11 protein-coding genes are annotated in these 14,842 nt (G+C 44.1%); 6 read left to right on the forward strand and 5 right to left on the reverse strand.

Annotated features, from left to right (window positions below; all coding sequences use genetic code 11):
- The first annotated feature begins 60 nt into the window (after nucleotides 1–60).
- Complete coding sequence (locus RB622_RS00310) at nucleotides 61–720, forward strand: LysM peptidoglycan-binding domain-containing protein (protein ID WP_308044473.1); 660 nt, start codon at nucleotides 61–63, stop codon at nucleotides 718–720.
- Nucleotides 721–852: 132 nt separating this feature from the next.
- On the opposite strand, the gene RB622_RS00315 is transcribed toward RB622_RS00310, so the two are convergent.
- Complete coding sequence (locus RB622_RS00315) at nucleotides 853–3,723, reverse strand: TonB-dependent receptor domain-containing protein (RefSeq protein ID WP_308044474.1); 2,871 nt, start codon at nucleotides 3,721–3,723, stop codon at nucleotides 853–855.
- A 237-nt stretch (nucleotides 3,724–3,960) separates the two neighbouring features.
- Between RB622_RS00315 and RB622_RS00320 the strand changes: the two genes are divergently transcribed.
- Nucleotides 3,961–4,191: a hypothetical protein gene (locus RB622_RS00320; protein WP_308044475.1), complete on the forward strand. Its 231-nt coding sequence runs from the start codon at nucleotides 3,961–3,963 to the stop codon at nucleotides 4,189–4,191.
- A gap of 64 nt (nucleotides 4,192–4,255) precedes the next feature.
- Here RB622_RS00320 and RB622_RS00325 read toward each other — a convergent pair whose 3' ends face one another.
- Nucleotides 4,256–7,870, reverse strand: a complete 3,615-nt coding sequence (locus tag RB622_RS00325) for a PAS domain S-box protein (protein WP_308044476.1) — start codon at nucleotides 7,868–7,870, stop codon at nucleotides 4,256–4,258.
- An 87-nt stretch (nucleotides 7,871–7,957) separates the two neighbouring features.
- Here RB622_RS00325 and rsmA point away from each other — a divergent pair, with 87 nt between their 5' ends.
- Both rsmA and mgtE read left to right on the forward strand, forming a co-directional pair.
- On the forward strand, nucleotides 7,958–8,761 hold the full coding sequence (rsmA, locus tag RB622_RS00330; RefSeq protein ID WP_308044602.1) for a 16S rRNA (adenine(1518)-N(6)/adenine(1519)-N(6))-dimethyltransferase RsmA: 804 nt from the start codon (nucleotides 7,958–7,960) through the stop codon (nucleotides 8,759–8,761).
- 45 nt (nucleotides 8,762–8,806) lie between these two features.
- On the forward strand, nucleotides 8,807–10,159 hold the full coding sequence (gene mgtE / locus RB622_RS00335) for a magnesium transporter (protein WP_308044477.1): 1,353 nt from the start codon (nucleotides 8,807–8,809) through the stop codon (nucleotides 10,157–10,159).
- 7 nt (nucleotides 10,160–10,166) lie between these two features.
- On the opposite strand, the gene RB622_RS00340 is transcribed toward mgtE, so the two are convergent.
- Nucleotides 10,167–11,633 (reverse strand): L-serine ammonia-lyase, encoded by a 1,467-nt coding sequence (locus tag RB622_RS00340; RefSeq protein ID WP_308044478.1) that lies wholly within the window; start codon nucleotides 11,631–11,633, stop codon nucleotides 10,167–10,169.
- A gap of 218 nt (nucleotides 11,634–11,851) precedes the next feature.
- Between RB622_RS00340 and dtd the strand changes: the two genes are divergently transcribed.
- Together dtd and RB622_RS00350 are read left to right on the forward strand one after the other, a co-directional pair.
- A complete protein-coding gene (gene dtd, locus RB622_RS00345; protein WP_308044479.1) occupies nucleotides 11,852–12,304 on the forward strand; it encodes a D-aminoacyl-tRNA deacylase in 453 nt (150 codons plus the stop codon).
- Nucleotides 12,305–12,315: 11 nt separating this feature from the next.
- Nucleotides 12,316–12,645: a nucleotide pyrophosphohydrolase gene (locus RB622_RS00350; protein WP_308044480.1), complete on the forward strand. Its 330-nt coding sequence runs from the start codon at nucleotides 12,316–12,318 to the stop codon at nucleotides 12,643–12,645.
- Here the strand turns inward: RB622_RS00350 and RB622_RS00355 are convergent.
- Entirely contained in the window at nucleotides 12,634–13,191 is a 558-nt protein-coding gene (locus RB622_RS00355; RefSeq protein ID WP_308044481.1) for a hypothetical protein, read from the reverse strand. The two genes, RB622_RS00350 and RB622_RS00355, sit on opposite strands and share 12 nt — an antisense overlap.
- 63 nt (nucleotides 13,192–13,254) lie before the next feature.
- Nucleotides 13,255–14,814 carry a 2-oxoglutarate dehydrogenase complex dihydrolipoyllysine-residue succinyltransferase gene (gene odhB / locus RB622_RS00360; protein WP_308044482.1) on the reverse strand — a complete coding sequence of 520 codons (1,560 nt, stop codon included), beginning with the start codon at nucleotides 14,812–14,814 and terminating at the stop codon, nucleotides 13,255–13,257.
- Nucleotides 14,815–14,842 lie beyond the last annotated feature (28 nt).

Below are 14,842 nucleotides of genomic sequence, written 5' to 3' on the forward strand. Positions count from 1 at the left end.
ACCGGTTTATTATTTTCGTATTAAAGTACAGTCACTAATTTAATTGAATCATCCTTAGCTATGGAAGACGACAGCCCGAAAAAAAGAAATATACGTCCGACAGAAAAATCAAACTTGCCGGTAATTACCTTGTTCGTGTTAGTTCTTTTGGTCCTGGCAATGCTTTATGTGGGATATGAATATATTTCAGATGGTTCATCAAATTCTGAGGAACTTACTTCGTCCGTAGTTGATACCACGGAAAACAAGACTGTGGCGGAAAGTACAACGGAAGAGGATGCAGCCGAAGAAGAAGATATAGTAAAGGAAACTCCGAAACCTGCGGAAAAGAAAGAAGAGAAAAAGGAGAAAAAAGAGGAACCTAAAAAGGAAGAACCTAAAAAGACCGAGGATCCAAAGGTGATTGCATCGAGAGTAGGCGGAAAAGAAATTACACGAACCGTAAAAAGCGGCGAGACTTTTTCTTCACTTGCCAGTCGCTATAACCTTACCACGGAAACTTTAAAGGGCTTAAATCCATCTATTACAGAATTAAAATCTGGCGATAAACTTAAAATTCGCGTGAAGGCCGTTCATACGGTCGGCCCTGGCGACATTTTAAAGGTGGTATCCGGTAAATATGATGTAAGCAAAGAGGCGATCATGAAAGCCAATGGTAAAACAAAAGATATGGCAAGCCGTGGCGAGGAGCTGGTTATTCCTTTTCCTACGAGACGCTGATTATATGTTTGATTTGCGCGTTATAAACGCGAAACCATAACTAGACTGATTGCAAATCAGTGCAAGCCATAAATAAAAAATGGCAGGGTGAATGATCATCCTGCCATTTTTATTGTCATTAAAATACCTGATTTAGAAGCTTCCCGGACCACCAGGGCCTCTATCTCCGCCTCTGCCGCCACCTGGAAAACCTCCGCCCATACCGTCAAAACCTTCACGGCGTCTGTCTGAATTTTCACGGGTTGGCATTTTACCGAAATTCCGAAGTGTATAAGTAAACGTAAGCATTGCATATTGGGTCAAAACGCGGCTGGTCACGTCCTGGATATAAGTTTCTGTTACGTTACGGGCAATGCTGTTGTTTTGTTTCAGGATGTCAAAAACAGTCAATTTCAGTTCTCCGGCATTATTTTTCATGAATTTCTTACCAACGCTCGCATTCCATAAGGTAAAGTTCTGGTTATAACCCGCGCCCAAACCTCGGTATGACTGGTTGTTGATATCAGATGAAATTACAAATCCCTTTCCAAAAATCCAGTTTACACGCGCGGTGACCGAACTTGTATAATAATTATTGTTCAAAGTCGGCTGGATCGAATTGCGGACCACATTGTAATTACCGGAATAGGCTGCCGTAAAATCAAGATTCTCGCTCACGTTACTGCTCAGCACCAAACCCTGGCTGTAAGCATAAGTATTGGAGAAATTCGAAACATTGTTGATCATACCCGGAGATCGCACATAGTTAAAACCCGAAGTTAAATTCACGTTCAGTTTTATTTTTGAAACCGGCTTACCATAAGTAATCAAAGTCCGTGCATTCCAGCTTCCGTCCACGTTAATGGGTGCGGTTAATTTCGCTCCTTTTTCCAAAACAATACCATTTGGCAAGGTTGTTGGTTCCTGCGCAATGAAAGTCGAATTAACGATGGCATTATTGGTCTGATTGATAAAAATCATCGCGTTGAAACTAAACGGTCTGTTGGCACCAGCCAGTGCGTAACGCATGTTCAGCGCGTTTCTGTATTCTTGTTTCAGATCAGGATTTCCGGCGGTTAGCGAAAGCGGATTGCTGTTATCCACTACATTTTGCAACTGGGAAATAGACGGCTGATTGGTCGAGCTACGGAAAAAAGTACGGAACTGCGTGCCTGATTTTGAGCGGTAGGTCAGCATCAGATTTGGTAAAAAATTGGTAAATGTCTGATCGACTTTTGCTTTCACGGGAGACAATTGTTCACTGTACAAATTGGTGTTCTGAAAATCAACACCCAGGTTTGCGGACCAGTTGTTCTTGCGGTAACGATACCCCAGCCCGCCCCGGTTGGTTGTATATCGGTTATCAAAACTGTTTGACAACAAAGTGTCCAGCTGCGTGTACATACTTTCATCCGGGCGAATGTTATTGAACGTTTCCTTATCCGAATTGCTGTTACTCACCGTCAATCCATAATTAAACTGCAACTGCCCGGTACTGCTCAAAGGTTCGGTATAAACCAAATTTCCGCCTAAAACAACCGCATTGGAGGCGGTATAACTACGTTGATCGATCGTGTCGCCCGGCAATTCCAGGTTGGTAAAGTACCGGTTTTTAGAATACAAATTACCACTTCCGTTTTTGTCATTGATCTGTGTGTTGAAATTCACTGAAACGGTACGTCCCTTTTTGTCAAACGCGTGACGGAACAAAATATCGTTATTGAAGTTATAGCCCTTATTTTTGTTGAATTTATCGATATCCGTACTGTTAAGCGCCGTTCCGTCGTTCAAATTTGTAAAACCATTTTTCAAAGTCCCCGACTGGTTGTTCTGGAAACTAAGCCGCGGGGTAAAAATCAACATATTCTTTTTGTCGATCGCGTACTCCACTCTGAAATTCAGACGGTGATTAAGATTTGTGCTTCCGGAACTATTTGTCTCCTTGTATAGCTGCTTGCCGTAATAATCTTCATTGGTGGTCTGGTAGTTGTTATTGCTCGTTCTGTTAAAGAAATAACTTCCCGTAACATCCACCTTTTCGCCAAATTTATTGGCATAATTCAAACCAAACGAGTTTGTACCCGTCAACCCGCTTTGCTGTCCTACCAAAAAATTACCCGCTGCACCTCCGCCTCCTCTGCCGCCATTCCCGCCACCGGATACGCCCAAAAGATCCTGACTTGAAAAGTTTTGCTGATTGATATTATTGGAAAGCCCGATAACCGAAATACGCTGATTTTTATTAAAGAAACTGACATTGCCGCCCGACTGATAACGGTCATCCAATCCGTAGCCGGCAAATACTTTCCCAAACTGGCCAACGCGTCTGTTTGTTTTGGTAACAATATTGATGGTCTTTTGCCCGCTGCCATCATCAAAACCAGTGAACTGAGCCTGATCGCTTAACTTATCAAAAACTTCAATTTTATCGACAATTTCAGCCGGAAGCGATTTCAGCGTAAGTGCTGCGTCATCTCCGAAAAATGGCTTTCCGTCTACCAAAACTTTATTGACCGTTTCGCCATGCGCCGTAACCGTTCCGTTCGTTACGGTAATACCCGGCATTTTTTGAATAAGATCTTCCGTCGTTGCGTCGGGATTGGTTTTAAAAGCCGCTGCATTGAATTGTGTCGTATCACCTTTCTGCTCCATCGGCGTCACCGCCCCCACTACCTTTACTTCCTTTAAATTGGCAACAGCTTCTGTAAGAAAAAAGGTGCCTGCATTTTGCATATCGTCTGTTATAAGGATTGTTCTTTCAGAATCCTTATAGCTTAAATACGAAACCTTGATTCGATAAGTGTCTTTACTGAGCCCCGAAATGGCAAATTTGCCGTTCCCATCCGTGGTGACATATTCCGGTTTTGCATCCGGCGTATTTTTTCTGACTGCCACGTATGCTCCCACAACAGGCGAGCGGTTTGTACTGTCCAGAACGGTTCCGATAATCTGCGATTGTGCCTGAGCAAAACCAGGCAAAGCCAGGCAAATCAGCAACAAAACGTAGTGTGCAATTTTTCTCATGGTTTCCGGTAAAGGTTTGTGCAGGGTTAGAGCACCTTTACCCATAAAAGTTTAACCGGCAGAAAAATTAATCACAATCAATCTGCAAAATGGCAATTCACACCGATGACCGGTGAAAATTTACCGATGAAAATAATGTTTCATTTTGAGTAAAAAAGACCTTTCCCAATCCGTAAAAGTCCTGACAAACTATAATGAATGAAATAATCGTTATATTGTTATCTAAAAAAGGCCGCCATGCAACTGACTTACAAACTTCCGATAGATTCTCTAAACGACACTTTTCTGGAAACCGTCAAAAAACAATTTGTCGGCAAAGAGGTAAACATTACCATTGAAGAAGCAAAAGAGACCTCAGTGATTAGTCAAAAACAGCTTTTTGCAAAATGCCAAGAACTTTACACTTTCAGCCACTCAGATTTTAAGCGAATTCAGAACCATACTGATCTTAAAATCACAATTCTGTAACTTCTTTAATTCAAACAATAGGGCATACCCAAATCAAAAAGATATACCCTATTATCGACAAACATTACTTCATCCAGTCCGCCAGCAGCTCCTCATAACCCTCCAAAAACTTCCGGTAAGCCCTTTCCAGCTGCGGCAGTGCTTCTGAAAGTGTACTGGTATCATCTGATTTCAAGCGCCATTCAGCGTCTTTGGCAATCTCGGCAACCTGTGAAACTCCCACCGTGCCGGCACTTCCTTTTAACGTATGCAGGTTACTTTTGACCGTAGAAATGTCTCCTTGCGCGTAAGCAGCGACAACACCGTCAACCAGTTCATTGGATTCCATTACAAAATCCTCAAAAACCGAAAAGACCAGATCCGCACCGCCAATTGCCTTTAACTGATCAATAATTTCTCTGTCCAGAACGGGCAAAGAAATTTCCTGGGCGATTTCTTTTTGCTTTGTTTCCAGTTTCCGGCCTTCCACATTCCCGATAAGTTCTTTCACTTTCCAGATCAAATGCTGCGCACGAATCGGTTTGGCGATGTAATCATCCATTCCCTGACTCAAAAAGCGATCACGATCTTCCTTCATCGAATAGGCCGTCATGGCCACGATCGGGGAAGTTATTCCCGGGAAACGTTTTTTAAGCTCCTGGGTCGTCTCAACGCCATCCATGTCAGGCATCTGAATGTCCATGAAAATGATATCATAGCTTTCTCCGTGGGTATTGATCTTGTTATCGACCTTTTCAAGTGCTACAAAACCACTTTCCGCCAGATCCACAAAACAACCCGATTTTTTCAGGATTTCGTTGGCAACTTTTCTGTTTACCGCATTATCATCGACCAAAAGGATCACGGGATGAAAATCCGAGAACACATTTTCTATCGGCACCTCTTCCATCTGGCTTCCGGAACTAACCTGGGCAATCGAAGTGCTCTTGGTTTCAAAAGTAAACCAGAATGTACTCCCCTCGCCTATCGTTGATTCAACGCCGATTTCTCCGTTCATCAACTCACAAAGCTGTTTGGATATGGCTAATCCCAGCCCAGTCCCACCAAAAGATTTACGGGAAGAATTATCAAGCTGCGTGAACGAGGTGAACAAAATCTGTTTGTCAATCGCGCTGATCCCGATGCCGGAATCCTGAACTTCTACCTTAATTTTATAGGTCTTTCCATCCTTTTCAACGAGCGAAAGGAAAATCCTTACAGCACCGCGTTCGGTGAATTTTAGCGCATTTGAAGTCAGGTTAGACAAAATCTGCAACAATCTTGTTTGGTCCGCAATGATAAACTGAGGCAGATCAGCTGCGATATGATAAGTCAGTTCATTCCCTTTATTTTTTGCGGTTTGCCCGAACAACGACACCAGCTTGACCAGCAATTCATCGAGTGCAATCGGGGACTCATGCAGCACCATTTTGCCTGCCTCAATTTTAGATAGATCAAGAATGTCGTTAAGGATGTCCAGCAAGGTTTCAGAAGACCGTTTAATGGTCAAGACGTAGTCTCTTTGCTCCGGATTCAGCAGCGTTTCACCCAGCAAATCAATCATCCCGATCACCCCGTTCATCGGCGTTCTGATCTCGTGGCTCATATTGGCAAGGAAACCTTCCTTCACTTTCAGCGAATGCTCGGCATGTTCCTTGGCTTTTAACAATTCCTGCTCATTGCGTTTCAGTTCCGTGATGTCCCGGGCCAGTACGGCCACTTCCACCGCCTTGCCTTTGTCATTGGTAAACATGAGCATGTTGACCATGAACTGACGCTCCGTGCCATCTTTCCGGTTCAGGCTAATTTCAAAGTTTCGCAAACTTTTGGTTTTCCGGAGCCTGATCAACGCCGAATGTATCTTCTTTTTATCCTTAAAGTAATCGGTAATCTGTTTTCCAATCACTTCATCAGGCATATAGCCCATGCGTTTGAACACCGACTGACTGATCATGGAGATACGCCCCTGACGGTCAATACGGCAATAAATGTCCTGCAAATTTTCAAAAATCCCGCGGAACAACTCTTCGCTGTGGCGTAACGACAGCTCGGCTTCCTTACGTCTGGTGATATCTCTGGCTATACCCGAAACTTCCTCAATAACCCCATTAGAGTATTGAATCGGGTTCAGATAGAATTCCAGCCACATTTCGCCGCCGTCCTGCTTATCGATTTTAAATTCGAAGTATTGCGGTTCGCCGCGTAGTGCCTGCCTGTATTTAGTATCGAGCGTCCTTCTGTTTTTCTGACCAACCATCCGCCAGCCAAATTTTTCGGCACTTACCTGCAAAGTTGGACGTACCCCCACCTGACTCCAAATCAGATCCGCATAATTCAGGTTGAATGAGGTTAGCTGCAAACTCTTGTTAACCGACCATATCAAGTGCGAGCTGCTATCAAAAATCGCGTTTAGGCGGGCGGCATATTTACTTAATTCTTCTTCACTTTGCTTCCGGGCAATCGCGAGCGCTACCTGACCGGAAATAAATTCCAATAGTTCCAGATCCCGGGCGTCAAACATATTGGCATCGTCATATGACTTTACGCCGATAATGCCCGTAACCCTGTCACCAATCCGCAACGGCACGCATAACAGTAATTTTGGCGTTACCCCGTAAAGATGCAAACTGTTGGTTTTTGCCAGTCTTTCAATATCCGCATCGTAAAGAAACAGCGGTTTATTGGACGCAATCGCATATTCCGTTACTCCATTCCCCAGCCGGCGTTTGGTAAAACGTACGTTTCCTTTGAAATACTGGTCTACGTAATATGGGAAGTATAAATAACTTTTACTCTGGTCGTAGAGCGCGATAAAGAAATTTTTAACATCAATTATTTTCCCCAATTCCTCGTGAATCGTATGATAAAAATCATCCAGGTTCTGGGTATTTACCGTCCAGTTGGCGATACTGTAATAAAGATTCTGCGCTTTTTCCGCCCGTATTTTTTCGGTATAATCATTTAAAATACAGCGGAACGCGGTGGGTTTCCCATTGTCAAAACGGCAGTTTACGCTACCGCCGACAAAAACCTTTTTACCTTCCTTACTTAAAAATACCGCTTTAAAATTGGGATTGGCTTTTCCTTCACGAATCAATTCCAGCTGAATAGTGGCTTCTTCCCGATGCTGCGGATGCAGAATATCCTGCATGGTCATCGAAGCAATTTCGTCCAGGCGGTAACCCAATACCTCACGCCAGGCTTTATTGACGAAGATGAATTTCCCGTCAATTGCAACCAGCTGGATAAGGTCACTCGTGTTATCCACCAGATCCTGAAGCTGGGCATTGGACTTGGTAATCGACGACTCCATCCTGCGTTTTCTGGTGATGTCATCCCCAACCAGCGTGATGTACACAATCCTCTCGTCCTCATTTTGAATCAACACAGAATTGATCGAAAAAGTACGCAGCGTACCTTTCTGAGCGAGAAACGGTACTTCACGTTGTTCCAGTTTTCGCTTGCCCTGAATTCCCTCTTCCAGCATCTGACTTATCTCATCTTCCTCGTCTTTTGGGACCAGTCTGTCAAAAATACTCTCTCCGATTAAATCAGATTCAAGCCACCCTGTTTTCTTTAACGCATATGGACTTATCGCACGAATGATAAAATCCGGTGTGAAAGTTATCCCTATCAAATTTAAGTGCTGTAGTGTGGCATGTATTGACTGCCAGTCAGTCAGCGACGATATCATTTCCATAATTTGCCGGAAACCGTATTTTTAAGATTACTTCATATTCTTTATTCGATAAATCTACGAATTAAGACGTAATTTTGACCCGTGAAAATAAATTATAAAAAACAGAACGATTCGAAAGTTCGTGCCAAAAAACATTTGGGACAACATTTCCTGAAAGACATGAATATCGCCAACAAGATCGTGGACGGTCTTACAGGTCATGGCGGATATAATAAAGTATTGGAAATTGGTCCGGGCATGGGTGTGCTCACGCAGTTTTTGTTGCAAAAATCTGCATACAGTACCTATGTCATAGAAATAGACACCGAGTCGGTCGTTTATTTAAAGAAACATTATGAAGAACTGACGCCACGGATCATTGAAGGTGATTTTCTGAAATACAATACGGCCGAGGTCTTCCCGGAGCCGTTCGCGATTATTGGAAACTTCCCCTACAACATCTCCTCGCAAATATTTTTCAAGGTTTTGGAAATGCCTGATCAGGTACCTGAGGTCGTTTGCATGCTTCAAAAGGAAGTGGCACAGCGTATCGCATCTCCTCCCGGAAATAAAGACTACGGGATTTTGAGCGTATTGCTTCAGGCTTATTACGATATCAGTTACCTGGTTTCGGTACCGCCGGGCGCTTTTGATCCGCCTCCGAAAGTACAATCGGGTGTGATTCGTTTGTCAAGAAATGATACCAAGTCACTGCCTTGTAATGAGAAATTATTTTTCAGAGTTGTAAAAACGGCCTTTAATCAAAGACGGAAGACACTCAGAAACGCACTGAAACCAATCGGCGAGTTCCCGGAGCTACCTTTATTAACGAAACGTGCCGAACAGCTGAACGTTGCCCAGTTCGTTGAACTGACCATTCTTGCCGAGGAAATTAAAAAAGCAAACAGCTAACACCACTTTATCTCATTGTAATACCCCTTTTGCCAGTAAAGATTTATGAATTTTGAGTTAACCAAAGAATACGTTGAACTAGTTCAGGAACTGATCGTCACTGAAAAGCCCCAAGCCATTCGCACCGAAATGGCCGAGCTTTTCCCGGCGGATATTACCGGCTTGTTATACGAATTGGAAACCTCAGAAGCCAGATATCTGATCAGTCAGCTTGATACCGCCCTTGGCGCAGAAATACTCGCTGCCATGGATCCGGGCGAAAGGCGCGAATTTTTAAAGGCTTTTACATCAGAAGAAATTTCAAGTTATGTAAATCTTTTTGATTCTGATGATGCTGTGGATTTGCTCAATGAGCAGCCGATCCGCGTTCGGGAGGAAGTTATTGCGCTGCTGGAAGACAGGGAGCAGGCCCGGTTCATTCTGGATCTGCTGCATTATGACGAAGATGTCGCCGGCGGTCTGATGCAAAAAGAATTGGTAAAAGCCAGTATCAGCTGGACGGTAAACCAGTGTATTGAAGAGTTAAGAAAACAGGCTGAAGACGTTGAAAAAGTATATTCTGTTTACGTGATCGACGATAACGGCATTCTACTTGGGCTGCTCTCTCTGAAAAAGATCGTACTGGCCAATAAGGACACAAAAATCGAAAGCCTGTATGACAAGGACCTGATTTTTGTAGAAACCTACCGGCCGGCAGAAGAAGTGGCTGAGCTCATGCAGCGTTATGACCTTGATGCTTTGCCCGTTGTTAACGTACAAGGCAAGCTTTTAGGCAGAATCACCATCGATGACGTTATCGACGTAATCACCGAACAGGCCAACTCCGATACCCTCGCCATGGCCGGTATCACGGGCGACGTGGAAGAAGATGATACGATCTGGCAGCAAACAAAGGCACGTTTGCCGTGGCTGCTGGTGGGTATGATGGGGGGAATCCTGGCTGCGAAATTTATCAGTTTCTTCGAAGGTGATTTGAAAATAATCCCGGCCATGGCCGCTTTTATCCCGATCATCGGATCAACGGGCGGAAATGTCGGTATCCAGACATCCTCTATTATTCTTCAAAGCATTGCTGACAAAACCGGTTTGGACATTAACGTCTGGCAGCGGCTTATCCGCATGTTTTCAATCGCGCTGATCAATGGACTGATCATCAGCGGAATCGTTTTTGGTTTCAATCTTTTGATAGGAAATGAACTGCAACTCGCCCTGGTCGTGTCTTCTGCACTTATTTCCGTCGTATTCCTGGCATCTTTTATGGGAACGGTTACCCCGATTTTATTAGACAGAATCGGTATTAATCCCGCGGTTGCCTCCGGCCCATTTATTACAACAGCCAATGACTTAATTGGTTACGGCGTGTATTTCGGACTTGCACATTTGCTATTACACTTATAAAAATGCACTAGCATTCGCTCAAACTGATAGGAATATTCACGGCAAGGCCGCCTTCGGAAGTTTCCTTGTATCTGAAATTCATATCCAGGGCCGTTTCCCACATCGTTTTCACCACATTATCCAAAGACACTTTTGCGTTTTCGGGATTGCTTTGCATCGCGAGCTGGGATGCAGTAATGGCCTTAATGGCGCCCATCGTATTTCTTTCGATGCAGGGAATCTGAACCAGTCCGCCGACAGGATCGCAGGTCATACCCAGATGATGTTCCATAGCAATTTCCGCCGCCATCATACATTGTTCGACCGTACCACCGGAAACCTCCGTAAGACCAGCCGCCGCCATAGCAGACGATACGCCAATTTCCGCCTGACAACCACCCATTGCTGCTGAAATGGTTGCTCCTTTTTTAAAGATACACCCCACTTCGCTGGCTGTCAGCAGAAACTTGATAATATCGCTTTCCGTACCATTACAAAACAAAAGATAATATTGAAGAACAGCCGGGATCACGCCCGCAGCGCCGTTCGTAGGCGCGGTAACCACCCTGCTGAATGATGCATTTTCTTCATTTACAGCCAGAGCAAAACAGCTCAGCCAATCCAGCGTATATTTAAAACCACTGCCACTGGAACGAATGGCCGCTACCCATTCTTCATAGCCATCATACGCGCGCCCATTCAAAAGCTTTTGATTCAAGGCTGCTGCACGCCTTTTTACCTGTAAGCCTCCTGCCAGAACACCTTCGGTATGACAACCATGAAAAATACTTTCTTGCATAACCTTCCAGATATTAAGCAAATCATGCCTTATCTGTGATTCACTTCTCCATATTTTTTCATTTTCATAAACAATATCCGAAATGGTCATACCTGTTTTCCGGTGCCAGGCCAGCAAATCAGACGCGTGGTCAACGGGAAATGGCAGTTCGACACAGGGCGCGCTGATTTCTTCCTTGCCCTCTTCCCTGATCACAAAACCTCCGCCCACGGAGTAATACGTCTCACGCACCGTCTCGTTTTCGGTCAGCGCTGCTACAAAGGTTAAGGCGTTGGGATGAAAAGGAAGAGACTCCTGCATTTGAAACAGGATGCAGGTACTCGGATTGAAATCGATCTCCTTTTGGTTATTCAGCAACAACTTATTGTTCCTGGAAATGGCTGCTTTAATACCGTCGATTTGCCGGGTATCCATCGTTACCGGATCGTAACCGCTCAATCCCAGCTGAACAGCCAGATCGGTTCCATGTCCTTTCCCTGTTTTGGCAAGGGAGCCAAACAGATAAACTTTCACAGAAATGACCTGATCATAACTGCTTACACTTTCCAGCAATTTCAAAAACAGCTGGGCAGCACGCCATGGACCAAGCGTATGCGAACTGGATGGTCCCACACCAATTTTAAAGATGTCAAAAACGGAAATCCTTTCCTCCCTTTCAACTGGTTTTCCGGTATTTTGTTTATCTGACACTAGCATGGATTGAAAATTTTAAAAGGTTCGACTACTGCACTCCTGACAATATTACAACCCATAATATAACGTTTCAATACACTCAGGATTATTTCCTGTTAATTGCGATTTTGAAATAAAATTTACTGGAATAAATTCCTGTTTAATTTATTGTTATTTTGCCGACCGCTTATTTTAATCTTTAACAGGAAAAAATTCCTGAATACTATTTCATTTAATAATTCATGATTGCAGTAATCCAGCGCGTAAGTGAAGCATCCGTAACGATAGAAGGAAAAGTAGAAGGCAAAATTGACAACGGGTTTCTGGTCCTGCTGGGCATAACCCATACCGATACCCAGGAAGATACCGAATGGCTCGGCAAAAAAATAATCGGGATGCGGATTTTCGGAGATGCGGAAGGAAAAATGAATCTGGATTTAAAATCCGTTAACGGAAATATTCTTCTAATCAGTCAGTTTACGCTTCATGCGAACACAAAAAAGGGAAACCGCCCCTCTTTTATCGAAGCAGCCAGACCGGAAACAGCCATACCGTTGTACGAAAAAATGATAGCGTTTCTTGGAAAAGAATTGGGAGCCCCAATCCAGTGCGGTATTTTTGGTGCAGATATGAAAGTGGCTCTATTAAACGACGGGCCTGTCACGATTGTAATTGACTCTAAAAACAGAATTTAACTTACCACATAATGACTATTGAAGAAGCACAACAACAAGTTGATCACTGGATAAAAACATACGGCGTACGCTATTTTTCAGAGCTTACCAACATGGCGATCCTGACGGAGGAAGTAGGTGAAGTGGCCAGAATCATGTCCAGGACTTACGGCGATCAGTCCTTCAAAAAAACGGATCTGGACAAAGACCTTGGCGACGAGATGGCCGACGTGCTATGGGTACTTATTTGCCTTGCAAACCAGACGGGAGTTAATCTTACAGAGGCGTTTGAGAAAAACATGGCCAAGAAAACCGAGCGGGATAAGGACCGGCATAAAGCCAATGAAAAATTAAAATCTTAAACCAATTGAAAACCCGGTTAAGCCGGGTTTCATATAAAACCCCATATGCTTTCGTTTTTGATTCATAATCTGGTTGTAAGTCATAATCGCTTTCCTCTTTTCTTCTGCACCAAGAATTGATTTGATTACCCCAACAACCATCAATCCACCACCACCAGCCATCAAAACCACAACCGCCGGGCTAATATTTTCTTCTTTTGGGGCCAAAACGTCACCCAATACTTCTATTAACCCAACCATTCCACCAACAACCAAAAACGTTCCACCACCTGCCACCAACCCTGCACCTATTTTCTGATTTCGCCGGCCATTTTTATACTGGTAAAAGGCGCTGGAATCTGCACGACCAAGACGGTCGAGAATTTCTCTTGTTCTCAGACTTCTGCCATTAATATTGTATTTCGTAAACTTCCGTTCAATTTCGGGATACAATGGGGCAATTTCATGCTTTATTTCCGGCTCATCAACCGACTGTGCCTGCACGGCATTGTTAACAAATAAAAAGATAATAAAGCATTTAAGAAGCGCGTAGAAAATCTTGTTCATCTGTTGCAGCGGGTTTACAATACTGAGACATAAAAAAGGCCCATCGAAAGATGGGCCTCTATATTACATATCAAGCAATAACCTCATTGGGTCTTCAAGCAATTGCTTTACCCGAACCAGGAAGCTTACTGAATCTTTTCCATCAATGGTACGGTGGTCATAAGAAAGGGCCAGGTACATAATCGGACGGATAACAATTTCACCATTTACGACCACAGCGCGTTCAACGATATTATGCATTCCCATAATAGCCGATTGCGGCGCGTTAATAATCGGTGTCGAAAGCATCGAACCAAAAGTTCCGCCATTGGTAATGGTGAACGTTCCGCCAGACATTTCGTCCAGACCTAACTTTCCATCACGGGCACGAACCGCCAGACGAACGATTTCTTTTTCAATGGCTGAGAAAGAAAGATTTTCTGCGTTTCTGATCACAGGGACCACCAAACCGCGAGGCGTAGACACTGCGATAGAGATATCCGTGTAATCGTTGTAAACCAATTCCTCGCCATCAATGTATGCATTCACAACAGGGAAATCTTTCAAAGCAACCGTTACCGCTTTTACAAAGAATGACATAAAGCCCAAACCAACTTCATGTTTTTCCTTAAACTTATCTTTGAATTTGTTACGAAGATCCATTACCGGCTTCATATCCACTTCATTGAAAGTGGTAAGCATGGCTGTTTCGTTCTTCACAGCCACCAGACGTCTTGCGATCGTCTTACGGAGTGAAGACATTTTCTCACGGCGCTGTCCTCGCTCACCAGGAAGTGCCGCTTTCGCAGGCGCTGGTGCGGCAGCAGGTTTCGCAGCGGGAGCAGCAGCGGCTGGTTTAGCACCTGCTTTCAATGCGTCATCCTTCATAATTCTTCCACCTGAACCAGAACCGCTGACATCCTTAGGATCGATCCCTTTTTCTGCCAGAATTTTAGCTGCAACCGGAGAGGTATGTTTTTCTGTATATCCTTTATCAGCTTCGGCAGTCGCCGTTGGAGCAGGAGCCGCCGCCGGTGCAGAAGCACCTGTCGATGCACCCACTTCAATCGTACAGATTATAGCGCCGATTGCCAATGTATCGCCTTCTTTACCTACAATTCTTAGTGTTCCAACAGCCTCAGAAGGAAGTTCGAACGTTGCCTTATCAGATTCAAGCTCACAAAGAATTTCATCCAGTTCAACGTGATCTCCATCTTTTTTACTCCATGAAGCAATCGTCACTTCGGTGATTGACTCACCAACCGCGGGCACTTTCATTTCATAAATTTTACCAGCAACAGCCGGAGCAGCCGCAACGGGTGCAGCCGCAGGCGCTTTTTCTTCAACTTTTTCAGGAGCTGGCGCTGCCGCAGGAGCAGCCGGAGCTTTCGCAGCCGAGCCATTTCCGGATGGATCGATCGTCGCGATCAGATCTCCGATATTTAATGTATCTCCTTCCTGTGCTTTAATATGTAAAACACCCTCTGATTCCGCAGTCAGTTCAAATGTCGCTTTATCTGAATCCAATCCGCAAATTACCTCATCCAATTTCACAAAATCACCATCATTCTTGAACCAGTTCCCTATCGTAACCTCAGTAATTGACTCGCCTACCGGCGGTACTTTTATCTCAATTTCAGCCATTTTATCAGCAATATGATGAACGAATTAT

The organism is Dyadobacter sp. LHD-138 (assembly GCF_030929615.1).
GTDB lineage: Bacteria > Bacteroidota > Bacteroidia > Cytophagales > Spirosomataceae > Dyadobacter.

Coding starts and splice junctions, on each gene's coding strand:
- RB622_RS00310 (WP_308044473.1), top strand. CDS start 61: ATGGAAGACGACAGCCCGAAAAAAAGAAATATACGTCCGACAGAAAAA.
- RB622_RS00315 (WP_308044474.1), bottom strand. CDS start 3,723: ATGAGAAAAATTGCACACTACGTTTTGTTGCTGATTTGCCTGGCTTTG.
- RB622_RS00320 (WP_308044475.1), top strand. CDS start 3,961: ATGCAACTGACTTACAAACTTCCGATAGATTCTCTAAACGACACTTTT.
- RB622_RS00325 (WP_308044476.1), bottom strand. CDS start 7,870: ATGGAAATGATATCGTCGCTGACTGACTGGCAGTCAATACATGCCACA.
- mgtE (WP_308044477.1), top strand. CDS start 8,807: ATGAATTTTGAGTTAACCAAAGAATACGTTGAACTAGTTCAGGAACTG.
- RB622_RS00340 (WP_308044478.1), bottom strand. CDS start 11,633: ATGCTAGTGTCAGATAAACAAAATACCGGAAAACCAGTTGAAAGGGAG.
- dtd (WP_308044479.1), top strand. CDS start 11,852: ATGATTGCAGTAATCCAGCGCGTAAGTGAAGCATCCGTAACGATAGAA.
- RB622_RS00350 (WP_308044480.1), top strand. CDS start 12,316: ATGACTATTGAAGAAGCACAACAACAAGTTGATCACTGGATAAAAACA.
- RB622_RS00355 (WP_308044481.1), bottom strand. CDS start 13,191: ATGAACAAGATTTTCTACGCGCTTCTTAAATGCTTTATTATCTTTTTA.
- odhB (WP_308044482.1), bottom strand. CDS start 14,814: ATGGCTGAAATTGAGATAAAAGTACCGCCGGTAGGCGAGTCAATTACT.